Genomic DNA, 25,821 nt, shown 5'->3' on the forward strand with positions numbered 1-25,821 from the left:
TAAGTAAACTAAGAATTACTTAAAGTTTAATATATATTTTGAAAGGAAAGCTTAATGTTTAAATGTGCTGTTTTTATTCTTGAGTAAGACTTGAAGATTCATTTAATAAAGTAGATCTTGTACCAGTGGACATGACACTCTTAATTGCTTCTCCTACTGCATATGCATTTTCTGGAGCTACGTCAGTCCTCACATTTGCGAAACTTTTCTTGCTATAGATTGGGTCGCCGGCTTTATCCAATCCACTTTGAACCTCGATACTTAAAGATGTAGTTTTAATTTGTTTTGCTACTGCCATATTTTCTTACCTCCTAAATTTTGTTCTCATATTGTATATACACAAAAATTGATTTTTATAAAGGGTAATTTGAAAATTTTTTTAAAATTTATTTTTTATTTCAGATTTTGAACTTCGTTATCACATGAAGTATCAATGACAACACCTAGTTTAGTAGAAATTATAGTATTTAATTTGTTTATTGAAGATGAAAGAGTGGAGAGTTGTTTTTCAAGGCGAAATAGTAAATAAGCGCACACTGCTATAGGAAATCCAGCATTAGTAATAAGGCTCATCATATCGTTAATTCCCATAATTCATTACCTCCAACAATACAACTTTTTAATTTTTTTAAAGCTTTTTTCTTTCTTTTTAAAGCTGTCATATATGATACATTCTCATGATAAGCATAATTTGTAAGGGTATTTTTCATAAAAAAGACAAAGTTTATTAAATACCTCTCTGAATCGCTTAAATTATTTTTTATTGCAGATAATAGTTTAATGTTCTCATATTCAAGATTCATACTTTCATCTTCCATATCATTACTTAGAGAAGTATTACACTCAATATCATCACTTAAAGAGAAATATCCATCAATATCTTTTCGATTATCGTATCTTTTTAGTAGAACAAGTAGATTATTTTTTATGGAATTTGTGGCATAGGCAACAAAACGATGAGTATTTAAATCGTACTTAGCTATGCAGTAAAAAAGCATTAAGAAGCACTCATTTTTGATATCGCATTTTTCATAACCATGGATAAATGTTCTCATAGATAAGGAATTTATAAGTGGAGTAAATTCCTTAATTAAATTTTCTTTAGCTTTAAGGTCACCACCCTTAGCCTTTGAGGCTAAGTGTTCAATATAATCATAATTCACATATAATCCCTCCTAAAAATTACTTTTCATAAGAGATATACAGAAAAAAAGATTTTTATAAACACTTTGGGAACAAATTTTAAGAAAAAATTTAAAAAAATATATATTGCAAAAATAATTCTTCATGATAATTCTAAAAATATTACAAGAATTTTAACCGTAATTGTGAATTGCAACATATATAGGATATTAGGTATGTACAATATGGATATCAAATTTGAAAATTGGATATTCATATTTATAATTTCGATAAGTTATAACATAAATCTAGGTTATATTCTGTTTATCTATAATGTATGTTAAGTTGTGTATTTAAAATATATATTGCAAAAATAATTCTAATTATAAAAATATTTAAAGAATTTTAACTGCAATTGTGAATTGTGAATTGAGTAAAGAAGAAAGATGAGAAAATAGAAGCTAGAAATTTATCTAGTCTTCTACCTATATAAATTTTTTGATTTTTTTGATATATAAATACGAATAAAATCCTCAAAGATTAAAAGATCTTTAAGAGTAATCTTATCGTTTTCCAATAATTTTGCTAGTGTTTTTACTTTATTGGCCTTTTTAGAATAACGTATTTTAGGTTTTGTCTTATTTAAATTAGCAGAAGAATCAACGCTAATTAAGTTTTCATATTGATCAAAACCAAGAAGAAAGTCTGTAGTGACATTATAGTATGAGGCTAAGCGTTTCAAGTGATCATATATTGGTGCTGCTTTACCAGTTTCCCATTTAGAAAGCATGCTTCCAGTAATATTAATATCAAATGTTTTATTTATCTCAGAAGCTAGCTGATCTAGAGTAATATTCTTTTTTAATCGCAAGTTCTTAAGGATTATACCTGTTATATTCATATTTCTCCTCCATAATGTAAAAGATTACTTTGGAGATAAGTATACAACTATAAGTGACAAAAAGCAAGAAAATAATTTGAAAAAAATTCCAAAATAATCATTGACACGTATAGCTGCAGGCGTATAATTAAATTAACGGTGGCAACTTAAACAAAATGTTGTTACGACAAAATTATATAAGGGGGAATATAGTATGTCAAAGTCACAAGCTCAATATAATAAATTTAAGGAATTCTTATTGGTGAATAACATCAAACAAAGTGAGTTAGCAGAACACATTGGCAGATCAAGTTCTTTTGTTAACAATGCGTTAAATGGAAGAGGCGCAAGATTTACTTCAGAAGATTTAAACGCAATAAGATGCTTATTTAATATTAAAATAGGTGAATATTTTTAATATACGCGTTTTGTAAACGATGACATAAAGGTATTTACGTTTAGGGGGGAAGTATGGAAGAAAGAGATTTAAAATTCATTTATGGGAATGAGATAGGGATAATATTAGGTATAAATGCAAAGAAAACAATAAAAGAATTATATGAAGAGAAGTTAAAAAAAGGTCAGAGTAGACATATAAATCTTAAGGAAGAATATGAAGAAATTTATTGGTTTAATACTTTAAAGGAGATTTTATGTAAAGAATTCACCATAAGAAGTGGTAAGAAGGTAAGAAAAGAATTAAAAACAATTATTGATGAAGAATATGAATTTATGTGTTGTAAAGTAGATAGAAGAATAGTTGGTGAAAACTCTATTTTACTTTGTAGCATATATAATGGAATTAACTTTGATGAAGAAATAAATAAAAATGTTTTTCTTGAATGTCAACATAATATGAGAGTTACAAAAGCCGATAAATGCTATTTTGCATGTTTAATAAACAGCAGAAAATTTGTATTTAAAGAGATACATAGAGATGAAAAGGTGATTTCAAAGATAGTTAATGAAGAAAAAGTATTTTTTTATGATCATATCTTAAAGGAAATTTCACCTAGGTAACTAAAAATATAGATAAATAGCCCATATACCGGAGTTTAGTTATGGCTGTTTATCTATATTTATATAGTTTAAGGAATTACTTTACTTTTTTGAGAATTATAGAACTATTAAATCTGAATATATTTACCAATTGTGAGTACAGCTTATAATATACATCGCAAAAATAATTCTTCATGATGATTGTAAAAATACTGCAAGAATTTTAGCTGCAATTGTGAATTGTGAATTGTAAATTGTGAATTGCAAAATGTGAATTGTGCATCGTGAATTACAGAAATGTGCATTGCAGCATATGTACCATTTAAGTTAGGTTGAAGAGGATAAAATGAGCGAAAAATAAATCTAAAAGGGAGTACTGAATACTTTAAGTAAAAATTAGGTAGGGGACGATATTTATGAAGGGGATAGAGTGGATTAAGCTAAATACAAATATGTGTGAAGATGAAACAATGAGATTAATTGACTCACTGCCATTAAGAGATTCTGCAAATTATGTATGGATAAGACTGCTTTTACAGGCAGGAAAGGTTAATGATGGTGGACTAATATATTTAAAAAAAGACGTGCCTTATACTAAAGAAATGCTGTCTATATTATTTAACAGACCATTAGATATTATAGAAAAGGTTCTAGAGATATTAGAATCTTTTAAGCTTATTAAAATATATGAAAATAACATAATAAAAATATGTAACTGGGAAAAACATCAAAATATTGAAGGAATGAAAAGAGTAAAAGAGGGTACTCGTGAAAGAGTTAAAAACTTTAGAGAGAGAAAGAAAAAAGAAAAGGAACTTGTAGAGAATAAATTAAATGCTGATGAAGCTTGTAATAATGCCATAGATGAAGGAAGTGACACTAATAAAATTGGCAAAAATAAAAACTGTAACGCAAATGTAACGCTACAGAAAGAGAAGAGAGAAGAAGATAAAGAACACAAGAAAAAGAATATAGATAAAAAAGAGAATAAAGAAAAAAATAAGATAAATGATGTTGCTTTAACAAAGGAAGATGATGAAACTTGTGATAAAGCTCATAAACAGACTAAAATTGTCTCTTCGTCTCATGATGAAATAAAATCACAGGCTCTTAGAATTATAAAAACTTTAGAAGAAGATAATAAAATCATAAGAGGGGTTACTTTAAGCTGGGTAATAAAAGCGTTAACGATTCATAAAGAAAAGTATATAGAAATGGCTGTTAGAGAGGCTATAGAAAGGAATAAGCTTGATATAAATTATATTAATGGTATCCTTAAGAACTGGCTTAAGGAAGGATATCCCAAAGACTATGAAGATATGGAGTTTAATAATTGTAATGCAGGCAATTCATCAGCTGTTAAAGAAAAACCAAAACTTAGATTTATCAACTTTGAGCCTAGGCAGTATGATTATGATGACTTAGAGAAGAAACTTCTAGGATGGATAGAAGATAGTTAATAAGGGGGAATGGTTAATGAGATATGTTAAAGGAATTGATATATCAAATAACAATGCAAGTATTGATTTTGATAAAGTTGCAGAAGATGACATAGAATACGTCTATATGAAAGCTACTGAAGGGAAGACTTTTCAAGACAATAGATTAGAGGAATTTTATAATTCATGTAAAAGTAGTGGATTAAAGGTTGGAGCTTATCATTTTTTAGTTAGTACAAGCTCTCCAGAGGCTCAAGCAGAAAACTTTTATAGAAAGGTTAAAGGCTATGAATGGGACATGATTCCTATGCTTGATATTGAATCTGAATTTGATGAATTGTGTGATTATATAATAAGATTTATAAATGCATTTAAGGAATTAAGTCCTCTTCAATTAGGAATCTACTCTTATACAGGATTTTTATCAAATATAGAGGAGATAAAAAGTATAATAAAAGATTATCCTTTCTGGGAAGCAAATTATAATAATGATCCCTGGAACCTTCCTTCAAATTTCTTTACAAATAGAATAGGGCATCAATATACTGAAAATGGAGATATATCAGGGGTAAGCGGCAAATGTGATGTGAATTTATTTACAGAAGGTGTTTTGCTTAAAAATAATACGTATTTAGGAACTTGGATAAATGAAAATGATAAATGGTGGTATAAACATAAGGATGGAACCTTCACTAAAGATGATTGGGAATTTATAAATGGAAAGTGGTATTTCTTTGATGCACAAGGCTGGATGATTCATGATTGGAAAAAGTATGGAGATAGTTGGTACTACTTTGGAGATTACAATGATGGAGCTATGAAAATAGGCTGGTATTATGATGAAAAATCCTCTAAATGGTACTACTTTAATGAGGAAGGTATAATGCAGACAGACGTATAAAGAAGAACATTAAGACATAATTCAAAAGATTGTGAATTTAATCTTGAAATTAATATAGGATTAGCCTAGTGTTACCAGCACTAAGCTTTTCTTATTTGTATTGTATAAAATTTTTTATAAAAATAAACATTTAGTTTAAATTATTTAAATGAGGTTATGAAATAATAAGTATCACAAAGGAGGCAGGCCTTGTGAGAAATTTCCTATTAAAAGGAGCTGCACTAAAAGATTACTTAGTGCAATTTTTTGTTTGAGAAAAGTAGTTTATTGGATATAATATAAGTAAACAAGAGAAAGAAATTAAATTTAATGAGACGATAGGTGAAAAATGAAAATAAAAAAGGAAATGCATCATATACACGATAAAAGCTATAAAGATTTGTTTTCTAATAAGAAACTGCTAGTTACTATGATTCAAAGTTTTGTTGAAAGTCCATGGGGAAAAGACATTACAGAGGATAATATGGAATTAGTAAATAAGTCATATATTCTTTCAGATTATGAGGAATTAGAATCAGATATAGTATATAAAGCAAATATAGAAGATAAAGAAGTAATATTTTATATATTACTAGAATTTCAGTCATATGTCGATTATAGTATGCCTATAAGACTATTTATGTATATGTCAGAAATATGGAGAGAAGTATTAAAGAATGCTAAAAAGATTGATGTTAAGAGTAAAGAATTTAAGCTTCCAGCAATAGTACCAATTGTATTATATAATGGAGAGTATAAATGGACTGTAGAGAGAAAATTTAAAAATGTTATAAATAAAAACGAATTATTTGGAAATAACATAATTGATTTTGAATATATACTTATAGACATAAATAAGTATGAAAAAGATGAATTGATGAAATTAAAAAATATAGCATCAGCAGTATTTTTGTTAGATCAAAAAGTAGATGTTGAAGAATTTATAAGCAGGATAAAAGAGATTGCAATAAATTTTAATAACTTGACAGAAGAACAAAAAATGATGATAAGGCATTGGTTAAGAACGACTTTGAATGACGATATAAAGAATAAATTAGGAGAAAGAATAGAGGATATTTTAATAGCAAAAAAAGAGGAGGTTGAAATAATGACTTCTAATATTTCAAGAACAATAAAGGAAACTTTTGAACAAACTAGAGAAGAAGCGAGATTAGAAGGAAGAGAAGAAGGAAGAGAAGAAGGAAGAGAGGAAGGAAAAATAGAAGTGGCAATAGAGATGTTAAAGGATGGAGAGCCAATAGAAAAAATAATTAAGTATTCAAAGCTTAGTGAAAATGAGGTATTAGAGCTAAAGAAAAGTTTATAGAAATCTCACTTCTTCGGTATTTCATAAAGGGGTGAGACCTTTGTGAAAAAATAGAAAAAGGCTCGTTACCATGGTAACGAGCCTTTTAGTTTTTATGCTATATCAATTTTAGTAACAGTTTTCTCTGTTAATTTAGCTTCGGATTTTTTAAAAAAGAAAAATATGGTATAATTAAATAAAAATGGGCAGGGGGATTAGGCATGGAAAAGCTTAAATTAATAAAAGTAATATCTGGTTTACTGGTATTAGCATCAGTATCAGTATTAAATCCTATAGAAATATATGCTGCAGAAACAGAAGGAAACTCAGTTCAATCAACGGACACCATAGTAAACAATGTTGGATCAGAGTTAAAGGTTAACTCCGAAAAAGAATCAGAGGCAAGTCTTAATAATAAAAACACAGTAAGCGTAACAGGAATAATGTTGAATGAATCAAGCGCAATTATTAATCAAGGAGATACTTTAAAATTAAAGGAAACAGTATTGCCAAGCAATGCGGACAATAAAAAAGTAACATGGAAATCTAGTAATACAGATGTAGCAAGGGTAAGTTCAAGTGGAGAGGTAAAAGGAATATCACAAGGAACTACAACAATCACATGTACAACAAATGATGGAAGTGGAAGATCAGATACATGTAAAGTAACAGTCTATTATTCTTATTACAACAAAATAGGATTGTTAAATAAAGATGGCAGTGCAATAGAACTTTATAGTGATGAAAATTATAACAATAATAGTATAGTTAGTGAAGCAAAAAATAAGAGAACTTATTATGCAAAAGCGTCATCAGATAATATAAGTGTTAATATAAAAAGATTAGATGAAAAGTATATTAAAGTATTTAGAGTGACTTCATATTCAGATATTGGTGAAGTGAGAAAAGCAAAGCTTGTTGATAATGATAATATTGTTTTAGATCCAGGAACAACAACTCTTATTATAAGAGTATATAATAACAAACCAGATTCAAGCATAAAATATGAAGATGACAGCAATATTTTAAATGAATATGAAGTGAAATTAAATAAGTGAATTTAATCTTGAAATTAATATAGGATTAGCTTAGTGTTACCAGCACTAAGCTTTTCTTATTTGTATTGTATAAAATGCTTCCTAAAAATAAATATTTATTTTTAGGAAGCAGGTTAGTTGAAAGTTTGAAATTAGAATATCTGAGGTTTATAAATTTACAAGTACAAGTATTATACTAAATGAAAGTTTAGTTCAATTTTTATTTTAAGTGAGTAGTTTTTAGGATATAATAATATTTATAAGAGGATAATTTGGAAATTTTTTTGAGCAGGAGGTGATTTCGATGCAAGTGCAAAATAATATATTTATATCTTTAGATGAATTTGATAAAATACAAGCTAATTATGATGGTAAAGCTGAATACTATAACGGTCAAATATTATTTAGCTCAAGAACATCAATGGCTCATAATAGAATTGTTATGGGAATATCATCAGCACTATATAACTTTTTTAAAGGAAGTAAATGTACACCATATTCTGAGCAAATAGAAGTTATATTTAAAAATGAAAGTGAAGTATATAAATTTTTACCAGACATATTTGTAATGTGTGAGGATGCTGATAAAAAAGGCGAGAGTTTTATATCATCACCCCAAATAATATTTGAAGTTGTATCACCAGAATACTCAGAACATGATTACTTTATAAAAGCCAATATATATCAAAGGTTTGGAGTGCTTGAATATAATATAGTTGAACAAAACGGAATGATTACACAATATTCATTAGTAGATAGAGCATACAGGACACCTAAAGTTTTAAACCATAAAGATCTTTATGTCAGCTCAGTATTTCCAGAATTAAAATTTGAATTAAAGGATATATTTGAATAGGAGGGATTAATTTTGCAAATTCAATTAGATAAAGCTATTGAAATATTAAAGAAAGAATTTAATCCTGTAGTAATATATTTATTTGGTTCAGCTGCCAAGGATAGGCTCAGAGATGATAGTGATATTGATATTGCTTTTTTAACTGATAATGATGTAGAATCTTATGAATGCTTTATGAAAGCACAGGAATTAGCAGACATTTTTAATAGAGAAGTTGATTTAATAAATTTAAATACATCGTCTACTGTATTTAAGGCTCAAGTGGTAGGTACAGGGAAAAGAATATATTGCAAGGATGAGACTAAGCGTATGTATTTCGAAATGAGAGTTTTTAAAGCTTATGCAATGTTAAATGAAGAGCGGGAAGTTATTTTAAATAAGATTAAAGAAAGGGGAACTGTATATGGGAAATGATGTTATCTTCAATAAAATTGAAACTATTGAAAGATGTATAAATAGAATTAAAGAAGTATACAATGATGACCCAGATAATTTAAACGATTATACAAAGCAAGATTCTATAATTTTAAATATACAAAGAGCATGTGAAGCAGCTATAGATTTAGCCATGCATATTGTATCAGAGAAGAGTTTAGGAATTCCACAGAATAGTAGAGATTCTTTTGAAGTGCTCAATTCCAATAATATGATAGATGACAAACTAAATGGAAGAATGAAGTCAATGGTTGGATTTAGAAATATAGCAGTTCATGATTATAAAACATTAAATATAAAAGTGGTGCAAGCCATTATTGAGAATCATTTAAAAGATTTTAGTGATTACATTTATGCTATAAATAAGCTGTTATAATAACAAGTATTGAAATATTAATGATAGCAATAGCATTAAAAGAACGCCCCATCATCACAAGAGTAAGCGTTCATTTTCTAACCATTAATTAAAATCTAATAGCCCTAAAATATAAAAACGTTCTAGGATTAGCTTAGTGTCATCAGCATTAAGCTTTTCTTATTTATATTTTACCAAATTTTTAATAAAAATAAACATTTATTTTCTCACAAAGGTCACTGAAAAAGAAAAGAGCAGCGCGATATTTTCATAGTTTTTCATAATCAAAATATTTATGATTTCGGTAAGTTATCGCATAAATCTAATTATAAATTTGGATATATATACCAAATAATTGTAAATTAAGCATAATAGCTTAGCTTAGCATAAATATTTTCGCGATATGCATAATAACATTATGGAAATTTTCTATTGTTGGAGGAAGTAAAGATGTTTAAGAAAATATTATCTATTATAATGTTTCTAACAATAATGTCGTATATGTTATTGAGCTTTAATGAAAAAGCCACATTTGCGAATATTAATGCTGCTGAAAAAAGACCTATTAGAGTAGCTGTATTTTTAATAAATCTCTATATATAGGGTTAGATGCAAAAAGCGATGGAACTATGGAGGGCGAGATTCTTGCTAATGAATGGAATGCTAATAGAGACTCTATTGATAAGAACCATGATGGGATAATGCAATATGTTCTTTTGGAAGGTGAAAGAAATAATTTAGTAGCAGCTGATAGAACAAAATATTCTCTTCTAGCACTTAGTGAAGCAGGAGTAAAAACACAGGAACTTGAAAGAGTATTTGCTTATTGGAGTAAAGAATTAGCAAAAGAGGCTATAGAGTCAATATTTTTAAAAACTGGACCTAAGATTGAAGCTATAATTGCAAATGACGACTCTATGGCATTAGGTGCAATTGAAGCACTGCAATCCTATGGATATAATTTAGGAGATAAAGAAAAAAATATTGCAGTAGTTGGTGTTGAGGGATTGCCAGAATCACAGAAGTTAATTAACGAAGGATTAATGTTAGGTACTATTTTTCAAGACCCAAAAGCAATGGCAGAAGCACTTTATACTATAGGGATGAATATGGTTCAAGGTAGAGATGCTATTGAAGGTACAAATTATCAATTTGATCAAACAGGAGTTGCAATTCGAATACCTAATCAAATTATATATAAGAAATAATTTGATTAGGTATTAAAATAGAGGAAGATTAAGTTAATTGTTTTGAGTTTTAAGGTATTCATAATAGTAACGAATAGCTTCATCAACAATGGTATTTAAATAAACATTATCATCAATATGAATGGCTTTAATTTTACTTAAGATTCTTACAGTGGAGCGTCTTAAAGTATAACTTCTTACCATATCAAAAGCTTCCCCGTCAACAGATGGGGTTCTTCCATTTGGATTAACTTTTAAAGTTCTGTGGTCTAAAATTTCATTTTTGTCATTAGGATTACATGGAATATCATGAGAATTTAAATTAGGTGCAGCATTAGCACTATAATTGTTACTGTAATTATTATTATTATTATTATTATTATTATTATTATTGTTGGTGGTGGTGGTGTTATCGTGAATTGTGGGTGGTGCAGGATGTTCAATAAGTTCTTCATCAGAATCAAAAGAAAATGATTTTAAAAGAGTCCCATCTAACTTAAGTTCTCCCTCTGAGAAGGTAAATATATCACCAGATTCATTTTCTTCAATGGAAAAATCATCCTTAATTTCGCCCTTGACCTTAGATTTTTTTACAGACATGTTCATTCATAATTCCTCCCTATGTATTAAAATGCGAAGAAATAATAGATTATATAAGCCTTATCATATTCAAAATTATTTACCCCTTCATATAAGATATATGCAAATATTAAAATATATAAATAGTTTAATATGAAAAAATTTAAATTTTTTTATATATTCATAGGTTTCTAGGTTCATATTTTAGAATAAAAATAGGTTTAAATGTTTCTAGGAAAATAGGTTTATGGGAATATATTTTTCTAGGTAAGTATGTTTATAGAAAAATATTTACCTAGGAAAATATTTAAATATGTAAATATTTATAGGAAAAATGAGGGTTTGAGGTAGATGAGTGAAAACTTACATAGAATATACTATGGTAGAATTTAATATTGGCAGGAATAAAAGATTGCTTAGTACATTTCTTGTTTTAAGTAAATAATTAATAGGGTATAATATTATGTATGTTAGGTGTGACAAGCCAAAGGAGCGATGAGTTTGAATTTAGAACAGCAAATTATTGATGAGATATTAGAAATATGCCATAAGCATAAAAGTATTAATAAAGTTATTCTCTTTGGATCTAGAGCACGAGGAGATAATTTGCCGAAAAGTGATATTGATCTGGCTTTGTATTGTGAAAATTCAATATCTGAATTTATTGAAGACATAGAAATGAATACAAGTACTTTATTAGAATTTGACTTTTCAGATATGAAAGATATTAATGATGAATTTTTCATTGAACAAGTTGAAAAAGAGGGGATAATTATTTATGAGAAGCATTGATTTTAAATATATGAATCTAAAGAAAGCTTATGATAGACTTGTTGAAGTAAGCAGATTATATGATGGAAAGAACGACATAATAAGGGATAGCTTGATTCAAAGATTTGAATTTACATATGAACTTACTCATAAGACACTTAGAGAATTTATGAAATATTTGGGGGTAACTCTTGAAAATTCATTTCCACGTACAATTTATAAAAAAGCATATGTAAATAATCTAATATCAGATGATAAAGTTTGGATTAGTTTATTAGAAGATAGAAATTCTACATCACATATATATAATGAAAGTTTGGCAAATGAAATTGCTAGTAGAATAGTAAAGGAATATGTTAATGCAATAGGAGAATTGGTTGAAAATTTAGAAAAGCTTTTATAAAGAATTTATGGAGTTGTGGATGTGTTTACTTAGCCAAAGTTTATGAAGGATGCAATCAGAAACAGCTATAAAGTAAAAGATAAAAATTTGATTAATAATGCAGATAAAGCATCATTAAAATCAAAACGAAGTGGAAAGAATCAAGTAACCATATGGAAGCCAGAATTAAATATGGATTAAAAATAATGCAAAATTAATACATAGTTTCATACTGAAATTTAGATCAGGATATTACATAAATAAAAATATTTTCAATATACATATGAAATATCAATGCGTTGTACCGACGGGTATACCACTTACCGTCGATACAACGTATTTTTTGTGGAATAATATGTGGACTATAGATACCCCAACTTATGCATATAACTCGCCGAAATCATAAATATTTTGATTCCGAAAAGCTATGAAAATATCGCTGAAGGTTCTAAGCAGCAGGTTGTAGCCACTTTAGCATGCTCCAACTTTCCGAGGGAAGCTCGACTCATTACATTCGCTGAGGAAGTTCGAGAACCCAAAATAAAATTTTGGACTCTCACTTCACAAGCTAAAATGGAACAACCTACAGCTAAGAACCTTTAACAGCTCATTTTCAAATGTTTTCTTCACAAATATATTTATGATTTCTAGTGAAGATATGAACTTAAAGTTTTAGTAAATTTGTAAATACATTTATCTAATAAGTTGAATTCTTAAATTGTTTATCTATATCCACAACTTGAAATTTACTTATACCTTGAAATATATGCCATACTAGAAAGTAGAAACATTTTTGCGCAGCAGGCATTTAAAAATGAGCTGTTAAAAGTGCCTTATTGTAGTTTGTCCTACTTATGCTTGTCACACTGAAGGTGGGAGCAAGCATAAGTTGCGATAACCTGCAATTTAGCACTTTCAGCGAAATTTTTATAGTCCTGCGAAGCAACAATGTTTCTTCTTTCGGTGTACTATATGCATAAGTCTATATCTCAAGTTGGATATCTATAGTACAAAAGTATTAAAAAATTCTTATATTTGTTAGTTTACATATGGAACAAATGTTATAAAGTGCTATAATAAAAAATGTTTGGATATTAAATATTTTTTGCCATATATAAGTTTAAATAGTATAATTCATTCTTTATAAAACTATATATTGAAAAAATGATTCTTCATCATAATTCTAAAAATATTGCAAGAATTATAGCTATGATTGTGCATTGTGAATTGTAAATTGTGCATTATGAACTGAATTGTGCATTGCAGTATATATTTTAAGATAAATTTTTATGAATTAAACTTTTGAAACATGTATATTAATCTCTTTATAAGGATGTGGAACAATGTCGTTTTTGCAATTTAATTTTTGTATTTTTTTATTTATATTGATTTTGGCATATTATTTTTTGCCTAAGAAGTTTCAATGGATATGTTTACTTATTGGAAGTTATATTTTTTATGTATCTGCTGGTATAAAGACTGTTGGATATATAATTTTTACGACTTTGACGGTCTGGATTGGAACAATTATGATAAGTAAAATTAGCGAAAATATGAAGATTGAATTAAGTGAAAGAAAAGAAACGCTGACACCTGAAAGCAAGAAACAAATAAAGACTTTAGCAAAGAAAAAGCAAAGAATAATTTTCTGGTGTGTTTTATTAAGTAATTTTGGAATTCTAGCGTTTTTAAAATACTTTGATTTTTTATCAAAAAACATTACAGGATTATTTAACATAGTAACTCATCATGGAGCAGTACCAATGAAGTTGAATTTGTTACTACCATTAGGAATATCTTTCTATACTTTTCAGTCTATGGGATACCTAATTGATGTATATAATGGAAAATATAAAGCAGAAAAAAACTTATTTAAATTTGCACTGTTTATTTCATTTTTTCCTCAAATTGTACAAGGCCCTATTAATAGATTTGATAAATTATCAGAACAGCTATACAAGACTCGAAGATTTGATTGGCAGAAATTTAAATATGGGCTGCAATTGATCTTATGGGGACTTTTTAAGAAGATGGTAATTGCAGATAGAGCAATTACATTAGTTAATGAAACATTTAAGAACTATGATAATTATGGTGGTGCAATTACAGTAGTAGGAATTTTATTCTATTCGCTGCAGCAATATGCAGATTTTTCAGGTGGAATTGATGTGGCTATGGGAATCTCTGAATTGCTCGGAATAAATATGGCTGTGAATTTTAGAAGACCTTATTTTTCAACTTCACTATCAGAATTTTGGCGTAGGTGGCATATTACCCTAGGTGCTTGGATGCGCGATTATATATTTTATCCTCTAGCTCTTTCAAAGAAAATGTCTAAGGTATCAAAACTAGCAAATAAACATCTTGGAAGGAAAGCAGGAAGAATCATCCCAGTTGCATTTTCTAACTTAGTGGTATTTTTAGTTGTTGGCATCTGGCATGGAGCTTATTGGCATTATATAGCGTGGGGATTATATAACGGTATTGTGATTGCCTTTAGCACTATTGCAGAACCTTTTTATGAATGGTTAAAAAGGGTAACTAAAGTAAATACTGAATGCTTCTCATATCACTTGTTTAGGATATTAAGAACGTTTTTTATTGTAAATTTAGGATGGTATTTTGATAGGGCAAGTAATCTGAATTCTTCACTTTACATGTTACATAATACCGTAGCAAATTTTAAAGTTACTCAATTACTTGATGGTACAATTTATAAACTTGGACTTAAAGAGCAGGATTTTAGAATTTTATTTTGGGCAACTATTATTTTAGTTGCAGTAAGTGTATTACAAGAAAGAGGAGTAAAGATACGTGAATTTTTATCTAAGCAAAATTTAGTTTTTAGGTGGGCAGTATTTTATGCATTAATTTTTGCTGTCATAAGCTTTGATGCTAGTTCTGGAAATTTGCTAGGAGGATTTATGTATGCGCAATTTTAAATATAAATGGTTTAGTGGAATAATATTTATAATGGTTTTCATTATTTTAAGTTATGGTTTAGCATTTGCCCTAGTACCAAAAGGTAATTATTCACGAATGACTATGCGTGAAATGTATTCCGATAAAAAAGATTTTGATGTGGTATTTGCAGGCGCTTCCCTATCTAATAGGGATATCAACCCATATATTATGGATAAGGAATTAGGAGTAAATACTTTTAATTATGCATTTTCTCAGCAGATGTTTGTAGGGACTTACTATTCACTGAAAGAAATGTTTAATTATCATAAGCCTAAACTAATTGTTTTAACTGTTGATCCAGATAATTTTACCAGCAAGGAAGAAAAGCCAATAGTATTTCTTGCAGTTTCCTTATATATGAAATCATTTTTAAATAAGCTTGAATATTATTTTGCATCGTCTCAAGATGGTTCTTATTTAGACAGGCTATTTCCGTGGCGTGGATATGATGTAAAATCACCTCTTGATGTTGTAAACAATATTTATGGAAAGTTTGATTCTTTTTATACAGATTATCCAAAGCCAGGACAAGTAGAAGCTATGGAAAACAATAAAAATGGTTATGTAGGAAAAGGATTTGTAAAGGTTGATCCTAGTGATGAAAAGGGAACTCTAAATTACGATAATTTAAAACTGCCTCCGGCTAATAAAAATATAAGCGATATAAATACAAAAGATACGGAATATTTAAAAAAGATATCACAATTATGTAAGGAGAACAATTGTGAGCTAATCCTTCTAAGTACACCATTTCCTACATTTCAAATTCTCAGAGTGAAAAATTACTTTGAATTTGATAAGAAGGTGGCAGATATAGCAAAGGATTTAAATATTGAATATTACAACTATAACTTAATTAAACCAGAAGTGTTTAAGTTAAAAAATAATTATTTTTCTGATACTGAACACTTGAATACTAATGGCGCAGAGGCTTTCTCTAAATCACTGGCATCTTTCCTAAAAATGCGCGAAAATGGTGACGATATGAGCAAATATTTTTACAAACAAGATGAGTATTATGCATCAATAGATTATGTTTCATCTGCGTGGTTTAATTGGAAAAAGAATGGTAGTATTATAACACTATCAGGGGATTCTCTTCATGGATCTAAAGTTACACCAGAATACCAATTTGTATTACTAGATTCAGAAACTGGACAGGAGCATATCATACGAGATTATGATAAAAATCCAGATTTTGTTTTTGATTCCGAGTCTTATAAGAAGTTTAAAATACGAGTAAATGCTAGGGCAAAAGGATCTAATAATAATGAAGTTATTCGTCATTATGATGAAGATGTCTCCAAAGAAGAGTTATATAAAAGATAATGTAAAGTAAGCTATGAAAAAATAGATTATGGAGGAAATATTATGGAAAAAAGTATTTTATCTTATCTTGAAAGCTCAGAAAGGAACTTTCCTAATAAAGTTGCTTTTTCTGATGGCAAATATGAATTAACTTATCATGAATTGGTTGAAGCAGCTAAAAGTATTGGGAGCTTTTTGATAGAAAATATAGGTATGCGTAAAGCTGTTGTTGTTTATATGGAAAAAGGCTCAAGAAATATTTCAGCATTTATGGGTGCAGCGTATGCAGGTTGTTTTTATGTTCCACTGGATGCTCAAATGCCTGTGGAGCGTATTAATATAATATTAGATACATTGAAGCCAGCAGCTATAATTTATGATGACAAAACAGAAAAATATCTTTCGCTTATAGAAACGGATTGCATAAAGGTATTGTATGATGAAATTCATATGTTACCACAAAATGAAGAAAAATTAGAGACTGCAAGAAGACAAATGATCGATACTGATCCTTTGTACATCCTCTTTACAAGCGGATCAACAGGGATTCCAAAAGGTGTTATTGTATGTCATAGATCTGTAATTGATTATGCAGACTGGGTAGTTAAAACTTTTGAGTTGAATGAAAATACTACTTTTGGAAATCAGACACCATTTTATTTTAGTATGTCTGTACTAGATATATTTTCAACTATTCGAAGTGGAGCAACATTATATATTATTCCTAAAATGTTATTTTCATTTCCAGTAAAATTACTTGAATTCTTAAAAGAAAAAGAAATTAACACAATTTATTGGGTTCCATCTGCATTAAGCATAGTGGCTAATTTAGGAGCCTTAGATGTCATTAAGCTGCCTCATTTAAAGAACGTTTTATTTGCAGGAGAGACAATGCCTACTAAACAGCTTAATATATGGCGTAGACATGTTCCGGATGCGGTATATGCAAATTTGTTTGGACCAACTGAAATTACAGATATAGGGATATATTATATAGTTGATAGAGAGTTTAATGATGATGAACCTATCCCAATAGGGGTGCCATGTGATAATGTAGATGCTTTGGTTGTGGATGAAGATAGACAACTTGTTGAGGAATGTGGAAAAGTTGGAGAATTGTTAATTCGTGGATCGTTCTTGGCTTGTGGATATTATAATAATCCAGAAAAAACAAGGGAAGCATTTATTCAAAACCCATTAAATAAGAGCTATCCTGAAACTGTTTATTGTACAGGAGATTTAGTTTACTGGAATGAAAATAGAGAATTAGTATATGTTTCACGTAAAGATTTTCAAATTAAACATATGGGAAATAGAATAGAATTAGGCGAAATAGAAAATGCAATGAGTGCATTAGAAGACGTGGACATGTGTTGCTGTCTATATAATAAGGAAAGTGATCAAATTGTTGCTGTATATTCAGGGAACTTGGAGACTAAAAAACTATCTCAGAATTTAAAGAAAAAGCTGCCACGCTATATGCTGCCTAATGTCTGCTATAACAGAAGCACTATGCCACTCAATATGAATGGAAAAATTGATCGTAAAAAGCTAATAGAAGAATATGTAAAATAAAGGAGAGAGCTATTATGGAAAAGTTAATTGAATTATTACAAGGTGTTAGAGATGATGTTGATTTTAGTACATGCACAACTTTAGTTGATGAAGGGATTTTGGATTCATTTGATATTGTTGAAATTGTTAATGTAATTGATGAAGAATATGATATTGAAGTTCCTGCAATTGAAATAGTTCCTGAAAATTTTAATAGCGCAGAAGCAATTTTTAACTTGATACAGCGTCTTTTAGAGGAATAAATTTTATTATAAGTTAGATGGCGAGATTGAAAATTATAATTATATAAAAGTACTGCACTAAATTATGTTTAGTGCAAATTTTGTTTTAAGCAAGTGATATATGGGGTATAATATAAGATAATTATCAACACTATTGAAATGAAATTTACAAACGGTCTAATTAAAAAGAGGTGGTCACTTGAAAAAAATTGTTATACTTTTATGTTTGTTCTGGATGGGATTTATATTTTATATGTCAGGAAATAACGGAACAATTTCTCATGAACAAAGCACTAAGGTGGTTAACATAATTGAAAATGCTCAAGGAAATCAGGAAAAGTCACAATCTGAAAATAAAGATAAAGCAGTAAATAACAGCAACAGCTCACAGCAAAATAAGAACAACATTAATGTTCAGCAGGCAGAAGCAAGTAACTTAGATCATATAGTAAGAAAAAATGCTCATGCATTTATGTATATGGTACTAGCGATTCTAGTTTGTGGTGCATTTTTTTCCTATAATAAAAGTGGAAAAGGTATGATAATTTACATATTGTTTATTTGTTTATTTTATGCTGTAACTGATGAGTTCCATCAATCTTTTATACCAGGAAGGACTTCATTAGTTAGTGACATTTTGGTTGATTTTATGGGAGCGTTGATTGGATTGGGATTATTTTATTTTTCTTATTATAAGATTTATAAAAGAAATAGATTATAAAGAAAAAAGTACGTAGTTAAAAAATTACGTGCTTTTTTCTTTATGTATAGATACCAAATTTAAAACTGCATTTATGTATGACTTACCGAAATTATAAATATTTGATTCCGAAAAGCTATGAAACTATCACAAAATATATATATTTGTTTTTATAATTTATTAGGGCAAGGTTGATTTAAAATTCTCGTTGCTTCACCAGTTGTTAAAATAATTTCACAATAGAATAAAATTTCATGTTATACTATAAATAGGATATAATTGACAAAAAAAGATAAGATGACTAATATGGGGGACATAATCATGAGTAAAAAAATAAAAAAAGCGATAATTCCTGCGGCAGGATTAGGTACAAGGTTTCTTCCAGCAACTAAAGCAAAATCTAAGGAAATGCTACCTATAGTAGATAAACCAGCAATTCAGTATATTGTGGAAGAAGCAATAGCTTCTGGAATTGAAGAAATTCTTATTATAACTGGAAGGCACAAAACATGCATTGAAAATCATTTTGATAAGTCAGTGGAACTTGAAGCAGAATTAGCTAAAAATAATAAGGATGAGTTACTAAAGATAGTCAGGGATATATCAGGTATGGCAAATATTCATTACATAAGACAGAAAGAACCACGAGGATTAGGACATGCTATTTATTGTGCTAGGGCATTTGTAGGAAATGAGCCTTTTGCAGTATTGCTTGGAGATGATATTGTTTATACAAATGAGTACCAAAAGCCTTGTTTAAAGCAGCTTATAGATTGTTATAGTGAATATAAAACAAGTATATTAGGAGTGCAAGCAGTAGAACCAGAGCATGTATCAAGGTATGGAATAGTTAATGGAATAAAAATTGAGGATAGAGTTTCAAAGGTTAAGGGATTAGTGGAAAAACCAAATATTAAAGATGCTTTATCTAATACTGCAATTCTTGGAAGGTACATAATAACACCACAAATATTTGATGTGTTAAGCAGAATTAAACCTGGAAAAGGTAATGAAATACAGCTTACAGATGCATTATTAGAATTGCTTAAAGAGGAAGCAATTTATTCATATAACTTTGAAGGCATAAGATATGACGTGGGAGATAAACTTGGATATCTAAAAGCTACAGTAGAATACGCATTAAGAAATTCAGAACTTAGAGATGGATTTACTGATTACTTAAAGAGTATAGTTATTTAAGTTTTGAAATTTAAGTTGAATTAATTAAAGAGGAAAATAATGAGTATATTAAGTTTAAAAAATATTAGCAAATATTATAAAGTAAAAAGTAGTGAAAAAGTTTATGTGTTAAAAGATATTAATTTATCTTTTGACAAAAACGAATTAGTGGCGATTATAGGGGAATCAGGTAGTGGGAAGTCTACATTAATGAATTTAATAGGCGGATTGGATTCTAAATATAATGGAGAATTATTTGTAAACGGAGATAATATTAAAAAGTTTAAGAAAAGAGAGCTTGATGAGTATAGAAAAAATAAGATTGGGTTTGTCTTTCAAAGCTTTAATTTAATACCTCATTTATCTATTTTAAACAATGTAGCAATAGCTATGACGCTATCTAATGTAAAGAAAAAAGAGAGAGTTAAGCGTGCAAAAGAATTGTTAATAGAACTGGGGTTAAAAGATCATATAAATAAGAAGCCTAATCAGTTATCAGGAGGTCAGAAACAAAGGGTAGCTATTGCAAGAGCATTAGTGAATGATCCTGAAATAATTATTGCAGACGAACCTACAGGAAGTCTGGATTCAAAGACATCAATGCAGGTTCTAGAAATAATGAAGAGTATAGCTAAAGCTGGTAAACTTGTGATTATGGTTACTCATTCTGAAAAAGTAGCATCTTGCTGCAGCAGAGTAATTAAAATAGCTGATGGAAGTATAAATGAGGATAATAAATCCTTTGAATTGGAAGCTGCTGTTGGCGATGAGAAGAGCTATGAAGGAAGCAGATATATTAGGAAAAGGGGAAAAAGTTTAAATTCTTTTAATGCAATAAAGCTGGCACTTACTAATATGAAGGAAAAGGCAATAAGAAATATATTTATTTCTATAGGCTCAAGCATAGGAATAATGAGTCTTATCTTGATGCTGGCTTTTGGAAATGGAATTAAGGCTTATTTTAATAGAACTATGAATAGTTATGTTAATCCTCTAGTAATAGAGGTTAATATGCCTAGTGATGATTCTGAAACAGTTGACTTAGATATTGCGACTATACAGAAGCCTGACATTAATAAACAAACTCCATTTAAAGAAGAAGATATAAAAAAGCTATCAGAAATAGAAAATGTATCTTCTATAGAAAGGGGATTTAATGAAATATCTTTAGGAGCAGATTCCTTAAGCTATAATGGAAAAGGAAGCAATGTCATGAGGCTTTCAACCATATCTTCAAATATAACAGAATCAAATCTTAAAGAAGGAACATTACCTAAGGATGGAGAGATACTGATAAATAAAACTATAAGTGATAAAGTTGGAGAAGACGTCATTGGTAAAAAGGTGACTTTGAGCATTTTAGTAAATCAAAAGGTATTAAAAAAAGAATTTGTTGTAAGCGGAATTTATACTACAGCTGGTGGAGATTTAACTTCAATTATGAAGTCTGTCTTTTTAAACTATTCAGATTTAGAAAACTGGTATTCAGAGAATAAATATGAATTAAAGTCTAATGTAATGTATTTAAATACACCTAGTGAAAAATATACTGATGGAATAAAAGAAAAGGTTAAGGAACTTGGATATTCAGGGTCTTCACAAGAGCAAATGTTAAATATGTTCAATTCAATGATAAGTATTTTAACTTATGTATTATCAGGAATTTCAGCGGTATCTTTGGTGGTATCTGCAATTATGATTGTAGTGATTATGTATATTAGCGTTGTAGAAAGAACTAAGGAAATAGGCATAATTAAAGCCATAGGGGGACGTGGAAAGGATATAAGAAAGATTTTTGTTTTAGAAGCGTTCTTAATTGGCTGCTTTAGCGGGATTATTGGACTTGCTTTTGCATATGCATTAATGAGAGGAATAAATATCAAGTCAATTAAATTATTTGGCATCAATTTAGTTTTGATAAAGAAGTCATATGCTGCTTTTGGATTAACATTAAGCATTGTTATAAGCGTTCTAGCGGGATTATTGCCAGCTAATAAAGCAGCCAGATTAGATCCAGTAGAATCTTTAAGAAGAGAATAGATAATATGTAATATATATTGTCCAAATAATTCTTCATTATAATTCTAAAAATATTGGAAAAAATTTAGCTGTAATTGTGAATTGAGAATCGTGAATTGAGAATCGTGAATTGTGAAATGTGAAATGTGAATTATAAATTGAGCATTGTGAATTGAGAATCGTGCATTGAAACATATATATAAAATAAACCTTTGGATGCCTAACCTCCAAAGGTTTATTTCTTTTAATTTAATTCAAAAAGAGCCCCGCCTAATAAAGCATATGCTTGTCCGTTAGTGATATAAACAGTTACAGATGCACTTTTTTGCAATAATTCGACTTTTATAGTGGTAGAATATGATGTTACTTTATCGCCAGATACATTTATCTTATATTTTTTGTAGAAATCAGAAGAAGTCATAGTTCCTTTTTTTATTGATGGAACAGGAACAGTTGTATTATAGTCATTAAAGGTTATTGAATTACTATCAATAGTTATGCTTTTTCCTTCGCATAAAGCTATTGTTTCATCATCTAATTTAGTACCCTTGTAAACAACATCGCCAACAGTCCAAGTTCTATATAAATCTTCATATGACGAATCGGTATCATCCTTTGATCCAGAATTACCAGATGAACTACCACCTGATCCACCTGATCCGCCAGAACCTCCTGATGAAGTAGATGTTGCTGTATTAGTAGTACTTGTAGTAGCATTTTGATTTGCTGTAGATGTAGTTACTTTTTCGCCATTTTGACCAAAAGTATAACTTACGCCGTTAATAGTTATAGTTCCGGTTTTCATTGCTCCAGAGTCACTTAAATAATAAGTTTTACCGTTTAATTCAAGTAAGCCAGTTTTCATATCTCCAGATGAATTTAGATAATACCAAGCTCCATTGTTTAAAAGCCAGCCAGCTTGCATATCTCCAGATGGATTAGTATAATACCATTTACCGCCATCGCTAATCCAGCCAGTTTTCATTTCGCCAGATGATGCTAAGTAATACCATTTGCCACCATCATTAACCCAGCCTGTTTTCATTACAGAATTTGAATCAAAAAAATACCAGCTACCATTGATTAATTTCCAACCAAATACTGTAGTATCTCCATCACTGTAGCTCCAGCTACCATTATCAGCTTGTCTCCAAGCAGCTGATGCTTTTGTTGGCATTATAACAGCAGCAGTAGCTATAAGGGTTATTGCAGCTGCAAAAACTAAGTTTTTTAATTTAAGATTTTTCATTTTAACACTCCTCAAAATACTTAATTAGTTATGCTCAAAATTCACAATAGCGTATTCGATTCTATTACATATGTATAACTATGTGAAGTTTGAAATATACATATATATAATTTACCATTTAAACATGTAAATTTCAAATTATTATAAATGATGGAAGGGTAATTAATATATAAAACTATAATAGTGCAGTTTTTCTTGAATAATTTTACAGTTGAATAAAAAAACAGATTCTTAAGCTATTTTTAATGACTCAAAAATTTTTTCTATCGGCGTACCGCTTGCGGCAGCTTTGTAAATATATATTACTTTGGACTTTTCTAAATTTTTTTTAGCAGCTTTATATCCAGTATTAAAGTGAAGAGAATCAATACAGTATATTTTGCAATAAGTATAATTTACTAACATTATAATTAGATATCTATTAATGCTTTTTCCACTTCTTACTTGATATCCATCTAGTCCTAAGTACGTTTTGCAATCTCTAAAAAATGGTTCGATTGCCCATCGGTCGGTATATTGAGTTAAAATATCTAACGGTGCTAATGATTTCTCTAAGGAAATAAAAGTTTTCAATGCGCCATCTTTTTGGAAAGCATCTTTAGGATAACTTAAAACAATAGAAACATTCTTTCTATCTTTTAAGTTGCCAACATAATTGTAAATGTAGTATTGCTTGTCTTTGACGGTGACGAGGTCAAAGTCTTCAATCTTTAATAATGTAGCAAACTTATGAAGTTTTATTCCTAGTCTTTCATGGCCATACGGAAAAATGACCCTATTAGTTTTTAAAGCACCAATATAGCTATAGCCGGCTTTTTCAGAAGCATTAAAAATATCCTTACAACTATACCAACTATCTGCTAACACATAGCCTTTATTTTCAGGCTTTGGAAGTGTTGTAATTAATTTTTGAGTTAATTCTATTTTACTCATATATTCTTTATCATAGATATCAATTGAGTATGGTAGCACTAATCCGTCACACGATAGTAAAGAAACTACTATTTGATGACCATATACATTCTTACCTTTTAAATGAGAATTATGAAACGAACACTTTTCAATTGGATTTTTAGCCTTTGACGAGGGCTTTGTCTTTTCAGAAATAGTGTCATCAATAATAAAGTATATTGGCTGTTTGGATTCTCTTGATTTAGCCCAAATAAGTTCTATGATATATGCTTTTAATGCTCTTTCTAAAAGTTTTTCATTCCAATTACTATTTGAAAAAAATCTAGTAATACTAGTTCGATGTTTCGAAGGAACAAGCTCCGCTATGTCGGAAATTTTACCGTTATAACCTTTTGATATCATAGCATTCATTATATTTTCTAAATGCCTTAATTGAGGCTTAGTTAAGTAAAAATCAAAATTTAGTTGTTTTAAAAAATTGTATATTGATAGCTCATCTGATATAATTGTGTTCTGAAACATTTATGTATAGCTCCTTGCTGTCATTGTTGTGTGGTAACTCAATTATAACAAGGATTTATCATAGATGTTTTTTTATTTTATTCAGTTGTAAAATTATTCAAGTGTTTTTGCACTATTATAGTATAAAATAAGAAAATTGAAATAAATAGCAATTTTTAATTGAAAAACTATTCATATATGGGCATAACGTGGAAAAAATATTGTAATTGACCCATAAATGATATATTATAGAATATGTATACTGTTATATGGAAGAGAATATAGTTAAAATATTGAAAGGGGAAAAATAAGAATGAAAATGAAAAAATTATTATCAATGGGAGCACTTGGATTAGTAGTAGCTACATCCACTTCAATAGGGGCATTCGCGGCTGATAGACCTAGTAAGGAAAAAGTTCAAAATGATATGATCGGTATGTTTATATCAAATAAAAGTCCATTAGCTTACGATGTTAATGGAAGTACAAAAGTTGGAGATGTTATTAATATCGAAAAATTTAAAACAATAATAAGCAAATATGAAGGGAATAAAACAAAATATCCTAACCTAAATAAAGCATTAGGTTTTATTTCGGGTGATAAATCTCTTGTAGAGAATGCAGGAGTTATTGTTGATAATTTCAGCAAAGACGATATTGATAAATTAGTAGAAGAAGTTAGAAGTGTAGCAGATAGATTAAGAGATATCGAAAATGGACAAACAGGGATTGATAAATATGAACTCGAAGGTGATATCAAAGATTTAGTAAATGAAAAGAATCCTGATTTAGATGTATTATTTGGAAAAAATATTAATGGAAATATATCTATGTCAATTATGAAAGATAGTAAAGTAATTCTTCAACTTGATTCAGGGGATGCATATAAAATTAGTGACTTTCTTTATAACAATGCCTCTGAGTTGACTGGGTATGCAAAGCTTTTTAAATCAGTAGTTAAATAAT

28 protein-coding genes are annotated in these 25,821 nt (G+C 29.0%); 21 read left to right on the forward strand and 7 right to left on the reverse strand.

Annotated elements, in window-relative coordinates; all coding sequences use genetic code 11:
* Window positions 1-73: 73 nt before the first annotated feature.
* The 4 genes from PZA12_RS05960 to PZA12_RS05975 all read right to left on the reverse strand — a co-directional run bounded on the left by PZA12_RS05960 (window position 74) and on the right by PZA12_RS05975 (window position 2,023).
* Window positions 74-298 (reverse strand): DUF1659 domain-containing protein, encoded by a 225-nt coding sequence (locus PZA12_RS05960; protein WP_039771247.1) that lies wholly within the window; start codon window positions 296-298, stop codon window positions 74-76.
* Between the two features lie 95 nt (window positions 299-393).
* Window positions 394-591 (reverse strand): YvrJ family protein, encoded by a 198-nt coding sequence (locus PZA12_RS05965; RefSeq protein WP_103697823.1) that lies wholly within the window; start codon window positions 589-591, stop codon window positions 394-396.
* Entirely contained in the window at window positions 573-1,163 is a 591-nt protein-coding gene (locus tag PZA12_RS05970) for a helix-turn-helix domain-containing protein (protein WP_039771245.1), read from the reverse strand. The genes PZA12_RS05965 and PZA12_RS05970 overlap by 19 nt, the downstream gene beginning before the upstream one ends.
* Window positions 1,164-1,603: 440 nt before the next feature.
* Window positions 1,604-2,023 carry a helix-turn-helix domain-containing protein gene (locus tag PZA12_RS05975; protein WP_039771244.1) on the reverse strand — a complete coding sequence of 140 codons (420 nt, stop codon included), beginning with the start codon at window positions 2,021-2,023 and terminating at the stop codon, window positions 1,604-1,606.
* Between the two features lie 193 nt (window positions 2,024-2,216).
* Here PZA12_RS05975 and PZA12_RS05980 point away from each other — a divergent pair, with 193 nt between their 5' ends.
* The 11 genes from PZA12_RS05980 to PZA12_RS06030 all read left to right on the forward strand — a co-directional run bounded on the left by PZA12_RS05980 (window position 2,217) and on the right by PZA12_RS06030 (window position 10,517).
* Window positions 2,217-2,420 carry a helix-turn-helix domain-containing protein gene (locus PZA12_RS05980; protein ID WP_041894834.1) on the forward strand — a complete coding sequence of 68 codons (204 nt, stop codon included), beginning with the start codon at window positions 2,217-2,219 and terminating at the stop codon, window positions 2,418-2,420.
* A gap of 53 nt (window positions 2,421-2,473) precedes the next feature.
* Window positions 2,474-3,022, forward strand: coding sequence for a YqaJ viral recombinase family protein (locus PZA12_RS05985; RefSeq protein ID WP_103697822.1), 549 nt, complete (start codon window positions 2,474-2,476; stop codon window positions 3,020-3,022).
* Window positions 3,023-3,417: 395 nt separating this feature from the next.
* Entirely contained in the window at window positions 3,418-4,461 is a 1,044-nt protein-coding gene (locus PZA12_RS05990; protein ID WP_103697821.1) for a phage replisome organizer N-terminal domain-containing protein, read from the forward strand.
* A 16-nt stretch (window positions 4,462-4,477) separates the two neighbouring features.
* Window positions 4,478-5,341: a GH25 family lysozyme gene (locus PZA12_RS05995; RefSeq protein WP_103697820.1), complete on the forward strand. Its 864-nt coding sequence runs from the start codon at window positions 4,478-4,480 to the stop codon at window positions 5,339-5,341.
* Window positions 5,342-5,669: 328 nt separating this feature from the next.
* Window positions 5,670-6,647, forward strand: coding sequence for an Rpn family recombination-promoting nuclease/putative transposase (locus tag PZA12_RS06000; RefSeq protein WP_242984797.1), 978 nt, complete (start codon window positions 5,670-5,672; stop codon window positions 6,645-6,647).
* Window positions 6,648-6,847: 200 nt separating this feature from the next.
* The gene (locus tag PZA12_RS06005; RefSeq protein ID WP_103697819.1) at window positions 6,848-7,684 is read left to right on the forward strand and encodes an Ig-like domain-containing protein; all 837 of its coding nucleotides are present in this window, start codon (window positions 6,848-6,850) and stop codon (window positions 7,682-7,684) included.
* 283 nt (window positions 7,685-7,967) lie between these two features.
* Window positions 7,968-8,519: a Uma2 family endonuclease gene (locus PZA12_RS06010; RefSeq protein ID WP_103697818.1), complete on the forward strand. Its 552-nt coding sequence runs from the start codon at window positions 7,968-7,970 to the stop codon at window positions 8,517-8,519.
* Window positions 8,520-8,531: 12 nt separating this feature from the next.
* Entirely contained in the window at window positions 8,532-8,933 is a 402-nt protein-coding gene (gene mntA, locus PZA12_RS06015; protein ID WP_078114812.1) for a type VII toxin-antitoxin system MntA family adenylyltransferase antitoxin, read from the forward strand.
* The gene (gene hepT, locus PZA12_RS06020; RefSeq protein WP_103697817.1) at window positions 8,923-9,330 is read left to right on the forward strand and encodes a type VII toxin-antitoxin system HepT family RNase toxin; all 408 of its coding nucleotides are present in this window, start codon (window positions 8,923-8,925) and stop codon (window positions 9,328-9,330) included. The genes mntA and hepT overlap by 11 nt, the downstream gene beginning before the upstream one ends.
* Before the next feature lie 429 nt (window positions 9,331-9,759).
* Window positions 9,760-9,912: a hypothetical protein gene (locus tag PZA12_RS06025; protein ID WP_181005981.1), complete on the forward strand. Its 153-nt coding sequence runs from the start codon at window positions 9,760-9,762 to the stop codon at window positions 9,910-9,912.
* Between the two features lie 26 nt (window positions 9,913-9,938).
* Entirely contained in the window at window positions 9,939-10,517 is a 579-nt protein-coding gene (locus PZA12_RS06030) for a substrate-binding domain-containing protein (RefSeq protein ID WP_103697816.1), read from the forward strand.
* A 33-nt stretch (window positions 10,518-10,550) separates the two neighbouring features.
* Here the strand turns inward: PZA12_RS06030 and PZA12_RS06035 are convergent, their stop codons facing one another.
* A complete protein-coding gene (locus PZA12_RS06035) occupies window positions 10,551-11,102 on the reverse strand; it encodes a hypothetical protein (protein ID WP_103697815.1) in 552 nt (183 codons plus the stop codon).
* A gap of 468 nt (window positions 11,103-11,570) precedes the next feature.
* Here PZA12_RS06035 and PZA12_RS06040 point away from each other — a divergent pair, with 468 nt between their 5' ends.
* From PZA12_RS06040 to PZA12_RS06080, 9 genes are all read left to right on the forward strand, one after another.
* A complete protein-coding gene (locus PZA12_RS06040) occupies window positions 11,571-11,867 on the forward strand; it encodes a nucleotidyltransferase family protein (RefSeq protein WP_242984796.1) in 297 nt (98 codons plus the stop codon).
* Entirely contained in the window at window positions 11,854-12,249 is a 396-nt protein-coding gene (locus tag PZA12_RS06045; RefSeq protein WP_078114816.1) for an HI0074 family nucleotidyltransferase substrate-binding subunit, read from the forward strand. The genes PZA12_RS06040 and PZA12_RS06045 overlap by 14 nt, the downstream gene beginning before the upstream one ends.
* 1,322 nt (window positions 12,250-13,571) lie before the next feature.
* Complete coding sequence (locus PZA12_RS06050; RefSeq protein ID WP_103697813.1) at window positions 13,572-15,170, forward strand: MBOAT family O-acyltransferase; 1,599 nt, start codon at window positions 13,572-13,574, stop codon at window positions 15,168-15,170.
* Complete coding sequence (locus PZA12_RS06055) at window positions 15,157-16,521, forward strand: lipolytic protein G-D-S-L family (RefSeq protein WP_103697812.1); 1,365 nt, start codon at window positions 15,157-15,159, stop codon at window positions 16,519-16,521. Before PZA12_RS06050 ends, PZA12_RS06055 begins: the two co-directional genes overlap by 14 nt.
* 42 nt (window positions 16,522-16,563) lie before the next feature.
* On the forward strand, window positions 16,564-18,075 hold the full coding sequence (locus PZA12_RS06060) for an amino acid adenylation domain-containing protein (RefSeq protein WP_103697811.1): 1,512 nt from the start codon (window positions 16,564-16,566) through the stop codon (window positions 18,073-18,075).
* A gap of 14 nt (window positions 18,076-18,089) precedes the next feature.
* Window positions 18,090-18,317: an acyl carrier protein gene (locus tag PZA12_RS06065; RefSeq protein WP_103697810.1), complete on the forward strand. Its 228-nt coding sequence runs from the start codon at window positions 18,090-18,092 to the stop codon at window positions 18,315-18,317.
* Between the two features lie 178 nt (window positions 18,318-18,495).
* Window positions 18,496-19,017, forward strand: a complete 522-nt coding sequence (locus tag PZA12_RS06070; protein WP_103697809.1) for a VanZ family protein — start codon at window positions 18,496-18,498, stop codon at window positions 19,015-19,017.
* 300 nt (window positions 19,018-19,317) lie between these two features.
* On the forward strand, window positions 19,318-20,196 hold the full coding sequence (galU, locus tag PZA12_RS06075; RefSeq protein WP_103697808.1) for a UTP--glucose-1-phosphate uridylyltransferase GalU: 879 nt from the start codon (window positions 19,318-19,320) through the stop codon (window positions 20,194-20,196).
* A 39-nt stretch (window positions 20,197-20,235) separates the two neighbouring features.
* A complete protein-coding gene (locus PZA12_RS06080; RefSeq protein WP_103697807.1) occupies window positions 20,236-22,215 on the forward strand; it encodes an ATP-binding cassette domain-containing protein in 1,980 nt (659 codons plus the stop codon).
* Window positions 22,216-22,438: 223 nt separating this feature from the next.
* Here the strand turns inward: PZA12_RS06080 and PZA12_RS06085 are convergent, their stop codons facing one another.
* A complete protein-coding gene (locus tag PZA12_RS06085) occupies window positions 22,439-23,443 on the reverse strand; it encodes an N-acetylmuramoyl-L-alanine amidase family protein (protein ID WP_103697806.1) in 1,005 nt (334 codons plus the stop codon).
* A 231-nt stretch (window positions 23,444-23,674) separates the two neighbouring features.
* On the reverse strand, window positions 23,675-24,877 hold the full coding sequence (locus PZA12_RS06090) for an IS701 family transposase (protein ID WP_103699421.1): 1,203 nt from the start codon (window positions 24,875-24,877) through the stop codon (window positions 23,675-23,677).
* Window positions 24,878-25,169: 292 nt separating this feature from the next.
* Between PZA12_RS06090 and PZA12_RS06095 the strand changes: the two genes are divergently transcribed.
* Window positions 25,170-25,820 carry a hypothetical protein gene (locus PZA12_RS06095; RefSeq protein ID WP_103698088.1) on the forward strand — a complete coding sequence of 217 codons (651 nt, stop codon included), beginning with the start codon at window positions 25,170-25,172 and terminating at the stop codon, window positions 25,818-25,820.
* Window position 25,821: the final 1 nt, after the last annotated feature.

The sequence above is a fragment of the Clostridium beijerinckii genome (assembly GCF_036699995.1).
Taxonomy (GTDB): domain Bacteria; phylum Bacillota; class Clostridia; order Clostridiales; family Clostridiaceae; genus Clostridium; species Clostridium helianthi.

Excerpts from the sequence above, each read along its gene's own strand:
- PZA12_RS06025 (WP_181005981.1), top strand. The coding sequence starts at position 9,760 with ATGTTTAAGAAAATATTATCTATTATAATGTTTCTAACAATAATGTCG.
- PZA12_RS06065 (WP_103697810.1), top strand. The coding sequence starts at position 18,090 with ATGGAAAAGTTAATTGAATTATTACAAGGTGTTAGAGATGATGTTGAT.
- galU (WP_103697808.1), top strand. The coding sequence starts at position 19,318 with ATGAGTAAAAAAATAAAAAAAGCGATAATTCCTGCGGCAGGATTAGGT.
- PZA12_RS05985 (WP_103697822.1), top strand. The coding sequence starts at position 2,474 with ATGGAAGAAAGAGATTTAAAATTCATTTATGGGAATGAGATAGGGATA.
- PZA12_RS06045 (WP_078114816.1), top strand. The coding sequence starts at position 11,854 with ATGAGAAGCATTGATTTTAAATATATGAATCTAAAGAAAGCTTATGAT.
- PZA12_RS06060 (WP_103697811.1), top strand. The coding sequence starts at position 16,564 with ATGGAAAAAAGTATTTTATCTTATCTTGAAAGCTCAGAAAGGAACTTT.
- PZA12_RS06055 (WP_103697812.1), top strand. The coding sequence starts at position 15,157 with ATGCGCAATTTTAAATATAAATGGTTTAGTGGAATAATATTTATAATG.
- PZA12_RS05990 (WP_103697821.1), top strand. The coding sequence starts at position 3,418 with ATGAAGGGGATAGAGTGGATTAAGCTAAATACAAATATGTGTGAAGAT.
- PZA12_RS06005 (WP_103697819.1), top strand. The coding sequence starts at position 6,848 with ATGGAAAAGCTTAAATTAATAAAAGTAATATCTGGTTTACTGGTATTA.
- PZA12_RS06010 (WP_103697818.1), top strand. The coding sequence starts at position 7,968 with ATGCAAGTGCAAAATAATATATTTATATCTTTAGATGAATTTGATAAA.
- PZA12_RS06030 (WP_103697816.1), top strand. The coding sequence starts at position 9,939 with ATGGAGGGCGAGATTCTTGCTAATGAATGGAATGCTAATAGAGACTCT.
- PZA12_RS06000 (WP_242984797.1), top strand. The coding sequence starts at position 5,670 with ATGAAAATAAAAAAGGAAATGCATCATATACACGATAAAAGCTATAAA.
- PZA12_RS06050 (WP_103697813.1), top strand. The coding sequence starts at position 13,572 with ATGTCGTTTTTGCAATTTAATTTTTGTATTTTTTTATTTATATTGATT.
- PZA12_RS05965 (WP_103697823.1), bottom strand. The coding sequence starts at position 591 with ATGGGAATTAACGATATGATGAGCCTTATTACTAATGCTGGATTTCCT.
- PZA12_RS05975 (WP_039771244.1), bottom strand. The coding sequence starts at position 2,023 with ATGAATATAACAGGTATAATCCTTAAGAACTTGCGATTAAAAAAGAAT.
- PZA12_RS06085 (WP_103697806.1), bottom strand. The coding sequence starts at position 23,443 with ATGAAAAATCTTAAATTAAAAAACTTAGTTTTTGCAGCTGCAATAACC.
- PZA12_RS06035 (WP_103697815.1), bottom strand. The coding sequence starts at position 11,102 with ATGAACATGTCTGTAAAAAAATCTAAGGTCAAGGGCGAAATTAAGGAT.
- PZA12_RS05980 (WP_041894834.1), top strand. The coding sequence starts at position 2,217 with ATGTCAAAGTCACAAGCTCAATATAATAAATTTAAGGAATTCTTATTG.
- PZA12_RS06095 (WP_103698088.1), top strand. The coding sequence starts at position 25,170 with ATGAAAATGAAAAAATTATTATCAATGGGAGCACTTGGATTAGTAGTA.
- PZA12_RS05960 (WP_039771247.1), bottom strand. The coding sequence starts at position 298 with ATGGCAGTAGCAAAACAAATTAAAACTACATCTTTAAGTATCGAGGTT.
- hepT (WP_103697817.1), top strand. The coding sequence starts at position 8,923 with ATGGGAAATGATGTTATCTTCAATAAAATTGAAACTATTGAAAGATGT.
- PZA12_RS06040 (WP_242984796.1), top strand. The coding sequence starts at position 11,571 with ATGAGTTTGAATTTAGAACAGCAAATTATTGATGAGATATTAGAAATA.
- PZA12_RS06090 (WP_103699421.1), bottom strand. The coding sequence starts at position 24,877 with ATGTTTCAGAACACAATTATATCAGATGAGCTATCAATATACAATTTT.
- PZA12_RS05995 (WP_103697820.1), top strand. The coding sequence starts at position 4,478 with ATGAGATATGTTAAAGGAATTGATATATCAAATAACAATGCAAGTATT.
- PZA12_RS06080 (WP_103697807.1), top strand. The coding sequence starts at position 20,236 with ATGAGTATATTAAGTTTAAAAAATATTAGCAAATATTATAAAGTAAAA.